We start from the raw sequence: 12,634 nt of genomic DNA on the forward strand, positions 1-12,634 counted from the left end.
AAATTGTCACAAGATCGGGAAAAGCGTTGAGAATACGCCGGACCGACGGCAAGGGACAACAGATCCCATCGTCGAGGCAGACGGGCAGAGAGTTGGATGATGCAGATCGCAAAACCGGTCGGACGCAATGCGTCGGCCCTGAAATACGATATCCTGTCGGCGCTGGCGGTGCATGCCCTGGCCGGCGACAAGCATCGCCAGCGGCTGATCCTGCGGCTTTCGGCGCTGATCACCACCCGGTACAACTGGCAACGCAACGAGCTGTCCATGGGCCGGGACGAGATCGCGCGGCTGTGGTCGGTGGACGAACGCACGGTGAAACGCGAGATGGCGCGGCTGCGCACGCTGGGTTGGGTCACGGTGAAACGTCCCGGGGTGCGGGGCCGGGTCAGTGTCTATGAACTCGATCTGAAACAGATGCTGCTGGACACGCGCAACAGCTGGGCGGTGATCGGCCCGGATTTCGAGGCACGATTGGATGAGACCCCGCAAACCGAAACCGCGGGCAATGTGGTGCCACTGCATGTACCGCCCCCACGCGCCGAGGCCAGCGACGATCCGGTCTGGGCGCAGGTGCAGGTGGCGCTCTACGGGCGCGACCCGGAACTGTGGTCAAGCTGGTTCCAACATCTGAGCGAGGTGGAACGCGGCAACGGGCGTGCGGTGCTGATGGCGCCCAGCCGGTTCATGGCCGATTACATCGCCGCAAAATGGAGCGGGCGATTGCTGGCTGTCTATTCCCGCCTCGACCCCTCGATCCGGTCAATCCGGATCGAGGCGGCGGGGTAGGGGGCCTTAGCGTTTGCGCAGCGCGTCCTGAAGCGCGGCACCCAACGCGCCGGTATTGCCACCGCCCTTGGGCCCTGATTGCATCGGCCCGCGTGGGCTGCGTTCCTTGGGGCTGCCCGAGCGCGCCGGCTTCTCCTGCCGGGCCGAGGCGCCGCCATCCTTGCGCATCGTCAGGCCGATCCGCTTGCGGGGTACATCAATCTCGGTGACCGTGACCTTGACCACCTGGCCGGTCTTGACCACCTCATGCGGGTCCTTGACGAACCGGTCGGCCAGCTGGCTGACATGCACCAGCCCGTCCTGATGCACCCCGATATCGACAAAGGCGCCAAAGGCCGCGACGTTTGTCACGGTGCCTTCCAGCACCATGCCGGGGCGCAGGTCGGTGATGTCCTCGACCCCATCGGCAAAGGAGGCGGTCACGAAACTGGGGCGCGGGTCGCGGCCGGGCTTTTCCAGTTCGGCCAGGATATCGCGCACGGTGGGCAGGCCGAATGTATCGGTCACGAACTGTTCGGCGCGCAGGCCTTTCAAAGCGCCCTCATGCCCCATGATCTGACGGATATCACGACCGCAGGCGCTGACAATGCGGCGGGCGACCTCATAGGCCTCAGGGTGCACGGCGCTGGCGTCGAGCGGCTCCTTGCCGTCGCGGATGCGCAGGAAGCCCGCGCATTGTTCAAACGCGCGGGGGCCAAGGCGGGCCACCTTGAGCAGGTCGCGCCGCGCGGCAAAGGCGCCGTTCACGTCGCGATGGGCGACGATGGCCTCGGCCAGACCCGGCCCCAGCCCCGACACATGCGCCAGCAGCGGCGCCGAGGCGGTGTTGAGGTCGACGCCGACCGCGTTCACCACATCCTCGATCACCGCCTCCAGCATCTGGCCCAGCCGGTGCTGGTCGACATCGTGCTGATACTGGCCGACACCGATGCTTTTGGGTTCGATCTTGACCAGTTCAGCCAGCGGATCCTGCAGCCGCCGGGCGATGGAAACCGCCCCGCGCAAGGAAACGTCAAGACCGGGGAATTCACGCGCCGCCAGTTCCGAGGCGGAATAGACCGAGGCGCCAGCCTCGCTCACCACCACCTTGGTGGGCGCCTTCACCGATTTGGGCAGCAGCTTCAGCGTTTCAGCCACCATCCGTTCAGTCTCGCGGCTGGCGGTGCCGTTGCCGATGGCGATCAGTTCGATGCCGTGCTGGGCGATCATCCGCGCGATGCTGGCCTGCGCCCCGCGCAGGTCGTTCTTGGGCTGAAAAGGATAGAGCGTATCGGTTGCCACCAGCTTGCCCGTGGCATCGACCACCGCCGCTTTGACCCCGGTGCGGATGCCGGGATCAAGCCCCAGCGTCGGACGTGCCCCGGCCGGGGCGGCAAAGAGCAAGTCCTTGAGATTACGGGCAAAGACCTGGATCGCCTCTTCCTGCGCGCGCGCCCGCAGATCGCCCATCAGGTCGACCATCATCGACAGCGACAGTTTCACCCGCCAGGTCCAGCCCGCCACTTTGCGCAACCATTCGTCGCCAGGGCCCGAGCCTCGGGTTTCCAGCCGGGCGGCCACCATTGTTTCGGCGCGCGCCGCGCCGTCCGCGTCGGGGGCGATATCCAGCGTCACGACGCCCTCTTTCTGGGCGCGTAGCATGGCCAGCGCCCGGTGCGACGGCGTGGTGGCCCATTTCTCGGAATGGGCAAAATAGTCGGAGAACTTGGCGCCCGCCTGTTCCTGCCCCTCGATCACCTTGGCGCTCAGCATCGCCTCGCGGTGCAGAAAGGCGCGCAACTCGCCCAGCAGGGTTGCATCCTCGGTCAGGCGCTCGGCGAGGATGTCGCGGGCGCCGGACAGCGCGTCCTTGGTCGTGGGCACCGTCTCGGAGAGATAGCCCTCGGCCAGCGCCTCGGGTTCGGCGCGGCGGTCGGCCAGAATGGCCTCGGCCAGCGGTTCCAGCCCGTTTTCGCGGGCGATCATCGCCTTGGTACGGCGTTTGGGCTTGTAGGGCAAATAGATGTCTTCAAGCTGCGCCTTGGTCTCGGCCCGCGCGATGGAGAGCGACAACTCGTCGGTCAGCTTGCCCTGATCGCGGATCGAGCCCAGGATCGTCTCGCGCCGCGCCTCCAATTCGCGCAGATAGGTCAGCCGGTCGGCCAGCGTGCGCAGTTGGGTATCGTCCAGCCCGCCTGTCGCCTCTTTGCGGTAGCGGGCGACAAAGGGCACGGTGGCGCCTTCGTCCAGCAACTTGACCGCGGCATCCACCTGTTCGGGGCGGGCATTGATTTCGGCGGCGATGATGCGGGCGATACGGTCCAAGAAAGCTTCTCCCAGATAGGTTGGAGATCCTATCTAGCCAGCGGGGCAGGGGAGGGGAAGGGGGAAGGGTGGGGCGCTGCCCTATGTGCCGGTTGGGGTATTTGCCGATCGGGCCGCGCAGATGCCGAGAATGTCGGGGTTGAGCCCATAATGCAAAATGCTGCGTTTCACCCCAATGATATCAACGCAGGGAGCGGACACTGTCGCTGGCAGACCCTTCTATACCCACTGATTATCATAGATGGTTCGGCGAAGTGTGCGTTGCGCCAGCTTGGCCCATTTTTCTAGTTGCTCTTCATGTGTCTCTGGGTTCTGTAGAATATCTTCATCATCTTCCGGCGTAGCCACATGAACCCATGTGTTGCGATACTTTCGAAGCTTATGAATGTCTTCTCGAAGTTCCTGTTGAATAGGCGCGCTATCAATCAAATCAGCAAGGCGGGTACGCTTTCCGCCTGCATACTCAGCGCGAAGATACGTTTCGATTGCGGCGGTAGCGGAAATTATGGTTGCCAAGTTCGCGCCATTGACGAACGCATAGTCGCAATCTCGAACAATGAAGGCGCACCATTCCGACATTGTAGCGCCGCCCTGCAGTAACTCGTCGTCAAGCGCGTTGATAAATGCCCATCTGTCGTTTTCATTCAAATTCGCACCCTCAAAAAAGTCACATATTACCCGAATAATGCAATGGTCGTGTTTGTTATAAGTAGTCAATACTTCGATCAAATTGAACGGCAGAATTGTCCGCAAAGCCATCCTCCGGTTCGATGTGCAGGACGTCTAGGTCAAACATGCCTGTCGAGACCCGATGCGCGACGGAGAAGTTGATGCATCACAAATGCGCAAAATGCGCTGATTTTGTGCATATGATTCCGGACAGTTTCCGCGCCCCGCTCCCCCACGCACGCGGATTTGCGCAGACTGGGGCAAAATGCGCAGTCTCCCTCGATTGAAACGCGGCGCGCGCCCATGTATGGGATGCCTGTCAAATCAGAGTAACCGGTGTCGGACCCATGGCCCGATTCCCCCGCGCCGCAATGGATGTGGCAACACACTCTCGGATCGCACGCCCCAGGAAAGGCTAAAAAGGTAAGAGAATATGGCTGATAAAATGAACTCCGACATATTGTATACCATTGTAGACGAAGCGCCGGAGCTGGCCAGCGCCTCGTTCCTGCCGATCATCCGCAAGTTCGTTTCGGCGGCGGATATCACCGTTGGAACCCCCGATATCTCGCTGGCGGGTCGCATCATCGCGACCTTCCCGGAGAACCTGACCGCCGATCAGCGCCAGTCCGACGATCTGGCCGCCCTGGGCGAGCTGGTGAAGACGCCCACCGCCAATGTGATCAAGCTGCCCAACATCTCGGCCTCGGTGCCGCAGCTGGTGGCCGCGATCGAGGAATTGCAGAACCAGGGCTATGACATCCCGTCCTATCCCGAGGCGCCCGCCACGGATGCGGAAAAGGAGATCCGCGCGCGCTATGACGCCATCAAGGGCTCGGCGGTGAACCCGGTCCTGCGCGAGGGCAACTCGGACCGGCGCGCAGCCAAGGCGGTCAAGAGCTATGCGCAGAAGAACCCGCATTCGATGGGTGAATGGGTGTCGACCTCGAAAACCAAGGTCAGCTCGATGCCGGGTAACGATTTCTATGCCAACGAGAAATCGGCCACCATCACTGCCGCGCAGGCTGGCAAGGCGCGGATCGAGTTCGTCGGTACAGATGGCAGCGTGAGCGTTTTCAAGGACGGCTGGCAACTGGACGAGGGCACCGTTGCCGATGCGACCTTCATGTCGGTCAAGGCGCTTGGCGCCTTCCTGGCCGATGCCATTGAGGACACCAAGGCCGACGGCACCATGTTCTCGCTGCATATGAAGGCCACGATGATGAAGGTCAGCGACCCGATCATCTTTGGCCATGCGGTCAAGGCCTGGCTGGCGCCGGTGTTCGAGAAGTATGGCGAGCGCATGGCGAAGCTGGGGGTGAACCCGAATTCCGGCCTGGGCGACCTGCTGGAGCGGGTCAAGGGCGACGCCGAGATCCTGGCCGCCATCGAGGCGGTCAAGGCGGAGCGTCCGGCCATGTACATGGTCGACAGCGACAAGGGCATTACCAACCTGCACGTGCCCTCGGACGTGATCATCGACGCGTCGATGCCCGCCGTGATCCGCGCGGGTGGCAAGGGCTGGGACCAGACCGGCGCCAAGGGCGACACCAACTGCGTGATCCCCGACCGCTGCTATGCGACCGTCTATGACGAGACCATCAACTTCTTCAAGGCCAACGGCGCGCTGGACGTGACCACCGCCGGTTCGGTGGCCAACGTCGGCCTGATGGCCCAGAAGGCCGAAGAATACGGATCGCACCCGACCACGTTCGAGGCGCAGGCAGATGGTACCATCCGTATCGTACTGGCCAATGGCGAAGTGCTGCATTCGCATTCGGTCGAGGCGGGGGATATCTGGCGTGCCTGCACCGTCAAGAAAGCGCCCATCGAGAACTGGATCCAGTTGGCGATGGACCGTCAGCGCCTGACCGGGTCCGAGGCGATCTTCTGGCTGGACGCAAACCGTGCCCATGACGCGCAGCTGATCGCCTATGTCAAACCGGTGCTCGAAGCGGCGGGCGTGGCCGACAAGTTCCAAATCCTGGCCCCGCGTGAAGCAACCCGGCAGAGCCTTGAGACCATCACCGCAGGCAAGGACTCGATCGCCATCACCGGCAACGTGCTGCGTGACTATCTGACCGACCTGTTCCCGATCCTGGAGCTGGGCACCTCGGCCAAGATGCTGTCCATCGTCAAGCTGATGCAGGGCGGCGGGTTGTTCGAGACCGGCGCCGGGGGTTCGGCCCCGAAGCACGTGCAGCAACTGGTCGAGGAAAACCACCTGCGCTGGGATTCGATGGGTGAATTCTGTGCGCTGGGGGAAAGCCTGAACTTCCTCGCCGACAGCCGGGGCAATGCCAAGGCCGGTGTGCTGGGCCGGGCCGCCGAGGCGGCGACCCAGGGCATTCTGGATTTCAACCGCAGCCCCAGCCGCAAGGTGGGACAGCCCGACAATCGCGACAGCCACTACTGGTTCGCCCGCTATTGGGCCGAGGCGCTGGCAGCGCAATCCGACGATGCCGATCTGGCCGCCGAATTCGCCCCGCTGGCCAAGGCGCTGGCCGATGGCGAACAGGCGATCCTGACCGAGCTGGCCGCAGCCCAGGGTAAATCCGCCGATATCGGCGGCTATTACAAGCCCTCGGCCGAGAAGAAGGCTGCGATCATGCGGCCCTCGGCTACGCTGAACGCGATCATCGGCTGAGTCTGACGCGATAATAGATGAAGGGCGCGGGGGAACCCCTCGCGCCCTTTTTCACGTCTCATGTAAAGGGTACGCACAGGCGTATGTCGATCCCCCGGTCGTCTTGCATGCTTTTGCTCGGAAGCACGTTCATCGCGGCCCGTCCGGCTCAGACCGTTACAGACGGGCCAGCGACATTGGCGCCCAGCTGTCCCACCACGGTTTGGCCTGTTCGAGCTCGTAGGCCAGCGCGAACAGGATATCCTCGTGTCCGGCAGGCGCCACGAAATGGCTGCCGATTGGCAGACCATCGCTGCCCAACCCGGCGGGTACGGACATTCCCGGCAATCCGATGGCGTTCTGGACTGCCGTGAACGAGGCATAGTTGGTTATGCGGCCGAACATCTCTTCGAACGATTTACCGGGATCATAGAGTGTTCCCAGCCGTGGCGCTGTTCCCATCAGGACCGGCGACAAAAAGACATCCATGCCAGACAGCCAGGCCTGATAGTCGGAGCCGAGTTTCTGCATATAGGCGTTTGCCGCCGCCACGTCTTCGGGTGTGAACTGTCGCGCGGCCTCGGCCCATTGCATCACGAATGTATCGAGGAGGCCTGTTTCCGAGGGCGGGCGCCCGGCCTTTGCAGTGGCGGCATCGGCAAGCCCCACCATGCGGAACCCGAAGATCTGGTTGAACCGCAGTTCGAACTCGTCATCGACGGGATTGGTGGTTTCGATCACCGTATGGCCCAGATCGGCGCATAGCTGTGCCATCTGTTCGATTGCGCGTTGCACGTCCGGGTCCGGCAGGTTGCCGTAATAGTTCCTCAGATCGAAACCGATGGTCAGCCGGTTGCTCGATGGGCCGGACACAAAGGGAAGCGGTGCAAAGGGTGCCGTCGGCGAGCGGTCCTGTCCCAGTGCGAACAGCATGGCACTGTCGCGCACCGAACGGCTGATGCAGTTGTCGACGGCATAGGTGGTCTGATCGCTCGACCCCCAGACCATCCTGCGGCGGCTGGGCTTCAGGCCGAAGACGCCGCAGCTGGCGGCAGGAATACGGATCGACCCGCCGCCATCGCTGGCATGCGCGACTGGTACAATGCCCGCGGCCACCACGGCGGCCGACCCGCCGCTTGACCCTCCGGTGGAATGATCAGGGTTCCAGGGGTTGCGGCAGGGTCCCAATAATTGCCCCTCGGTCGTTGGAATGGCGCCGACTTCGGGCATGTTGGTCTTGCCGATCAGGTTGAACCCGGCCGCCTCCAGGGCCAAGGCCAGCGGGGCGGAATAGTGCTGGTAGTTGTCCTGATAGACGCGTGAGCCATGGGTGGTGTACTGGCCCGCGACGTCCAAATTGTCCTTTACCGCAAAGGGCACGCCGGCGAATGGGCCCTGCGGGCGCATCACTGCGGCCCTGGCCAGAGCTTGCTCGTACATGGGTGTGGTGAGCGCGTTCAAATTGCCGTCGAGCGCGAGCGCTGCGTCGATGGCGGTTTCGGCAAGTTCGAGGGGCGACACCTCTCCGGCCTTGACCATCTGGGCAAGGCCCAACCCGTCAGTCCGCATCATCAGGTTTCGGAGGTCGCCCTGTGCTTCAGCAACACGCGCGCCTGACAGGGGCACCGCCAGCGCCGCCGCGGTTGAACCGAGGAAATGTCGTCGCGAAATCATGGTTGCCTCCTGAAAACAAAACCCGGTGCGGCAGAGCAGCGCCGGATGAAAGGGTCCTCGGACCCAACAGTAAAACTGCCAGTGACGCTATGAGACACGACGTCTCCCGTACTGGTCACACGGTGATGGCTGCGGTCGCGATGATCGTTCATCGCGTTTCGCGACCTCAAGTCCCCCGGGGGCACCCTATCCCAAACGCGGGAACACGGCGGTTTTCTTTACCGTGCTGTAGACGAAACTGGTGTCGATCGAGGCGATGCCGCCGATGGGGTGGATGCGGGTGCGGATGAACTGCTCGTAAGCATCCAGTCCCGAGACCACCACCCGCAGCTGGTAATCCATCGCGCCAGTCATGATATGGCATTCCAGCACTTCGTCGATCTGGCGCACGCGGGTTTCGAAACGGTGCACGTCCTCCTGATTGTGGCGTTCCAGCCGGATGCGGACAAAGACGGTGATCGGCAGCCCGTAAGCAGCCGGATCCACATCGACCGAGAAGCCCCGAATGGCGCCGCTCTTTTCAAGATTGCGCAGGCGGCGCAGGCAGGGCGAAGGCGAAAGACTCACCTTTTCGGCCAGGTCCTGGTTGGTCATGCGCCCGTCCTGTTGCAGGGCGCGGATGATCTGGCGATCTTTGCTATCCATTTTTTGGCTTTCTTGGCAGAAACTGCCAATACTGAACAGTAAGTTGGCAGAAATAGCAATCTCATCGCTGTTTGGCTTGGCTATCCTGACTGCAACACCAGATCAGGAGATCCCGCCATGACACATGCCAAGGGCTTTGCCAGCCGCGCCATCCACCACGCCTATGATCCGCTCGATCACGAGGGCGCGCTGACGCCGCCACTCCATCTGACCTCGACCTTTGCGTTCGAGACAGCCGAGGCCGGTGGCGAGATGTTCGCGGGCGAGCGTCGGGGGCATATCTATTCGCGCATCTCGAACCCGACGCTCGACCTGCTGGAGCAGCGTATCGCCACGCTCGAAGGGGCCGAGGCGGGGTTGGCGCTGTCCTCGGGGATGGGGGCGATCACTGCCGTTCTGTGGACGCTTTTGTCGCCCGGTGACGAGGTGATCGTGGACAAGACGCTGTATGGCTGCACCTTTTCCTATATGCGGCACGGGCTGGCGAAATGGGGGGTGACCATCACCCATGTGGACCTGACCGACCCCGAGAACCTGAAAACCGCGATCAGCGACAAGACGCGCGTGGTCTATTTCGAGACGCCCGCCAACCCGAACATGCGGCTTGTCGATATCGCGGCGGTAAGCGAGATTGCACACGCTGCCGGTGCCTCGGTCGTGGTCGACAATACCTATGCCACGCCTTACCTGACCCGGCCCATCGAGATGGGCGCCGATATCGTGCTGCATTCGGCCACCAAGTATCTGGGCGGCCATGGCGACGTGGTGGCGGGCCTTGTGGTGGGCGGTGCAGAGCAGATCAGCGAGATCCGCCTCTATGGCATGAAGGACATGACTGGGGCCGTCATGGCGCCGTTCAACGCGATGCTGATCCTGCGCGGGCTGAAAACGCTGGCGCTGCGGATGGACCGGCATTGCGCCTCAGCGCAGGTGGTGGCCGAGTGGCTGGCCGCGCATCCGGCGGTGGGCGAGGTGTATTTCCCCGGTCTGGCGTCTTTCTCGCAGCACGAGTTGGCGAACCGGCAGATGGCCCAGCCCGGCGCGATGATCGCGTTTGAACTCAAGGGCGGGATGGATGCGGGTCGTGCAATGATGAACCGGCTCAACATGATCGCGCGGGCGGTGTCACTGGGCGATGCCGAGACGCTGATCCAGCACCCGGCCTCGATGACCCATTCCACCTATACGCCCGAGGAGCGTGCCGAACATGGCATCAGCGACGGGTTGGTCCGCCTGTCGGTGGGTCTGGAAGAGGTCGAGGATATCCTGGCCGATCTGGCGCAGTCGCTGGGCGCACCCCAGGTTCAGGCCGCCGCCTGAGGGCGGTGGCAGCCGCGCGCTTCTGGGGAGTGGCGCGCGGCCCACAATTTCTCTGTCCGGAGCCAGGGCGCGGGGCAATCCCGCCCTTGAATCCCTGCGCGACCGGGGCAGGTACATGTTAGACTTCGCCGGACGGGTTTGATCCCGCAAAGAAGGAGAGCGCAGATGAGCACGCCGCAGGACCTTTGCCACCTCAAGACCATCGAACAGCGCATCCTGTGGCTGTCGCATTGGATGATCCATCACGCCAATCACATCCGCCCCAAGGTGGACGGGATCAAGATCGGCGGGCATCAGGCCAGCTCGGCCTCGATGGTTTCGATTATGACCGCGCTCTATTTCAGCACGCTGCGCCCCGAGGACCGGGTGGCCGTGAAACCCCATGCGAGCCCGGTGTTCCATGCCATTCAGTATCTGATGGGCAATCTGGATCGCGCGCGGATGGAGAATTTCCGGGGCTATGGCGGGGTGCAATCCTATCCCAGCCGGACCAAGGATGTAGATGACGTCGATTTCTCCACCGGCTCGGTGGGTTTGGGCGTGGCCGTTACCGCCTTTGCCGCGCTGGTACAGGACTATATCGCCGCCAAGGACTGGGGGCAGGGTGCACCCATGGGCCGGATGGTGGCGCTGGTGGGCGATGCCGAGCTGGACGAGGGAAATGTTTACGAAACCCTGCAAGAGGGGTGGAAAAACGACCTGCGCAATTGCTGGTGGATCATCGACTATAACCGCCAATCGCTGGACGGGATCGTACGCGAGGGGCTGTTCGAGCGGGTCGAGAAAATTTTCGACGCCTTTGGCTGGGACGTTGTTCGGATCAAATACGGCGCCCTGCAACGGGCCGCGTTTCAGGAGCCGGGCGGAGATGCCCTGCGAGCCTGGATCGACGCCTGCCCGAACCAGCAATATTCGGCGCTGACCTTCATGGGCGGCGCGGTCTGGCGCAAGCGGCTGATGGAGGATCTGGGCGATCAGGGCGACGTCTCTGCCTTGCTCGACCGGCGCAGCGATGACGAACTGGCCGAGTTGATGGAAAATCTCGGCGGCAATTGCGTGGTCACCATGGCCGAGACATTCGCCGGCATCGACCATGACCGCCCCACCTGTTTCCTGGCCTATACGGTCAAGGGCTGGGGCACGCCGATCGCGGGCCACAAGGACAATCATGGCGGGCTGATGAACAAGACCCAGTTCGCCGCGTGGCAGGCCCATATGGGCGTGCCTGAGGGGCAGGAATGGGAGCCGCTGGCCACCGTTGCCGACCCGGCTGCGCTGCGCGCCTTTCTGGACGGGGTGCCGTTTTTCGCCAAGGGGCGGCGGCGGTTCTCCGATGCCCGTCTTGCGGTGCCGGGGGTCGAGATTTCGAGCGACCGCGAGATCTCGACCCAGGCGGCCTTTGGCAAGGTGCTGGATGACCTGTCCAAGGGCGACAGCGAACTGGCGGCGCGCATCGTCACCACCTCGCCCGATGTGACCGGCACCACCAACCTTGGTCCCTGGGTGAACCGGCGCAAGCTGTTTGCGCGCAAGGATCAGGCCGATGCCTTTATCGAGCACAAGATCCCCTCAACCGCGAAATGGGAATTCACACCCAAGGGCCAGCATATCGAGCTGGGCATCGCCGAGATGAACCTGATGCTGCTGTTGGGCGCGGCGGGGCTGAGCCATTCGCTGTTCGGCAAGCGGCTGATCCCGGTGGGCACGGTCTATGACCCCTTTGTGGCGCGCGGCCTCGATGCGCTGAACTATGCCTGCTATCAGGACGCACGGTTCCTGCTGGTGGGCACGCCCTCGGGCGTGACGCTGGCCCCAGAAGGTGGGGCGCATCAATCCATCGGCTCACCGCTCATTGGGATGAGCCAGGACGGGCTGGCGGCGTTCGAACCCGCCTTTGCCGACGAGCTGGCGGTGATCATGGAATGGGCCTTCGACTATCTGCAACGCGATGGTGAGAGGGATCCGGACGAGCGCACCTGGCTGCGCGACGAGACCGGGGGCAGCGTCTATCTCAGGCTCTCGACCAATCCGATCGAACAGCCGGGAAAGCGGGTGGATGATGCGTTCCGCCAGGGCGCCATCGATGGCGCTTACTGGCTGCGCAAGCCGGGACCCAATGCCGAGGTGGTGATCGCCTATCAGGGCGCGGTGGCGCCCGAGGCGATCCGCGCCGCCGGCCTGCTGGGCGAGGCACGGCGCGATGTCGGCGTGCTGGCGGTGACCTCGGCCGACCGGCTGAACGCGGGCTGGACCGCGGCTCAGCGCGCGCGGGCGCGCGGCAATCCTGCGGCGCTGTCGCATATCGAGCGGTTGATGGGTGAGTTGCCACCGCATTGCCACTTGGTGACGGTGATCGACGGGCATCCGGCTACGCTGGGCTGGCTGGGATCGGTGGCCGGGCACCGGACCATCCCGCTGGGAGTGGAGCATTTCGGCCAGACTGGCACCATCGGGGATCTCTATCGTCATTTCGGCATCGACGCCGGCGCAATTGTCGAGCGGGTCGAGGGGCTGACCGCCGGTCGCCCGGGGCAACCGGCGCGGCTGGTCGGATAGGGCTTGCATCCGACTGCGGGAGAGTGGTTAACCTGTTATGTGTTCCGGCGC

Annotated in this window: 8 protein-coding genes; 4 read left to right on the forward strand and 4 right to left on the reverse strand. The window is 63.3% G+C overall.

Translation table 11 applies throughout. The annotated features are described in order from the left end of the window. The first annotated feature begins 96 nt into the window (after nt 1-96). Entirely contained in the window at nt 97-789 is a 693-nt protein-coding gene (locus G0P99_RS19200; RefSeq protein WP_370462849.1) for a DnaA N-terminal domain-containing protein, read from the forward strand. A 6-nt stretch (nt 790-795) separates the two neighbouring features. Here G0P99_RS19200 and G0P99_RS19205 read toward each other — a convergent pair whose 3' ends face one another. Together G0P99_RS19205 and G0P99_RS19210 are read right to left on the reverse strand one after the other, a co-directional pair. Further along, entirely contained in the window at nt 796-3,093 is a 2,298-nt protein-coding gene (locus G0P99_RS19205; protein ID WP_164132094.1) for a Tex family protein, read from the reverse strand. Nucleotides 3,094-3,312: 219 nt separating this feature from the next. Then, nucleotides 3,313-3,846 (reverse strand): hypothetical protein, encoded by a 534-nt coding sequence (locus G0P99_RS19210; RefSeq protein ID WP_203583171.1) that lies wholly within the window; start codon nt 3,844-3,846, stop codon nt 3,313-3,315. A 349-nt stretch (nt 3,847-4,195) separates the two neighbouring features. On the opposite strand from G0P99_RS19210, the gene G0P99_RS19215 reads away from it, so the two are divergent. Further along, nucleotides 4,196-6,409: an NADP-dependent isocitrate dehydrogenase gene (locus G0P99_RS19215; RefSeq protein WP_164132095.1), complete on the forward strand. Its 2,214-nt coding sequence runs from the start codon at nt 4,196-4,198 to the stop codon at nt 6,407-6,409. A 156-nt stretch (nt 6,410-6,565) separates the two neighbouring features. Here the strand turns inward: G0P99_RS19215 and G0P99_RS19220 are convergent, their stop codons facing one another. Beyond that, nucleotides 6,566-8,062, reverse strand: a complete 1,497-nt coding sequence (locus G0P99_RS19220) for an amidase family protein (RefSeq protein WP_164132096.1) — start codon at nt 8,060-8,062, stop codon at nt 6,566-6,568. Between the two features lie 186 nt (nt 8,063-8,248). Further along, the gene (locus G0P99_RS19225) at nt 8,249-8,707 is read right to left on the reverse strand and encodes an Lrp/AsnC family transcriptional regulator (RefSeq protein ID WP_164132097.1); all 459 of its coding nucleotides are present in this window, start codon (nt 8,705-8,707) and stop codon (nt 8,249-8,251) included. Nucleotides 8,708-8,824: 117 nt separating this feature from the next. Here G0P99_RS19225 and G0P99_RS19230 point away from each other — a divergent pair, with 117 nt between their 5' ends. Then, nucleotides 8,825-10,027, forward strand: coding sequence for a methionine gamma-lyase (locus G0P99_RS19230; RefSeq protein ID WP_164132098.1), 1,203 nt, complete (start codon nt 8,825-8,827; stop codon nt 10,025-10,027). A gap of 165 nt (nt 10,028-10,192) precedes the next feature. Continuing rightward, nucleotides 10,193-12,583: a 1-deoxy-D-xylulose-5-phosphate synthase N-terminal domain-containing protein gene (locus G0P99_RS19235; RefSeq protein WP_164132099.1), complete on the forward strand. Its 2,391-nt coding sequence runs from the start codon at nt 10,193-10,195 to the stop codon at nt 12,581-12,583. The last annotated feature ends 51 nt before the right edge of the window (nt 12,584-12,634 follow it).

The sequence above is a fragment of the Ruegeria sp. PrR005 genome (assembly GCF_010500245.1).
Lineage (GTDB): Bacteria > Pseudomonadota > Alphaproteobacteria > Rhodobacterales > Rhodobacteraceae > Ruegeria_B > Ruegeria_B marisflavi.

What these genes read in the sequence shown, in the direction of transcription:
- G0P99_RS19200 (WP_370462849.1), top strand. Translation starts at nt 97, where the DNA reads ATGATGCAGATCGCAAAACCGGTCGGACGCAATGCGTCGGCCCTGAAA.
- G0P99_RS19215 (WP_164132095.1), top strand. Translation starts at nt 4,196, where the DNA reads ATGGCTGATAAAATGAACTCCGACATATTGTATACCATTGTAGACGAA.
- G0P99_RS19220 (WP_164132096.1), bottom strand. Translation starts at nt 8,062, where the DNA reads ATGATTTCGCGACGACATTTCCTCGGTTCAACCGCGGCGGCGCTGGCG.
- G0P99_RS19225 (WP_164132097.1), bottom strand. Translation starts at nt 8,707, where the DNA reads ATGGATAGCAAAGATCGCCAGATCATCCGCGCCCTGCAACAGGACGGG.
- G0P99_RS19230 (WP_164132098.1), top strand. Translation starts at nt 8,825, where the DNA reads ATGACACATGCCAAGGGCTTTGCCAGCCGCGCCATCCACCACGCCTAT.
- G0P99_RS19235 (WP_164132099.1), top strand. Translation starts at nt 10,193, where the DNA reads ATGAGCACGCCGCAGGACCTTTGCCACCTCAAGACCATCGAACAGCGC.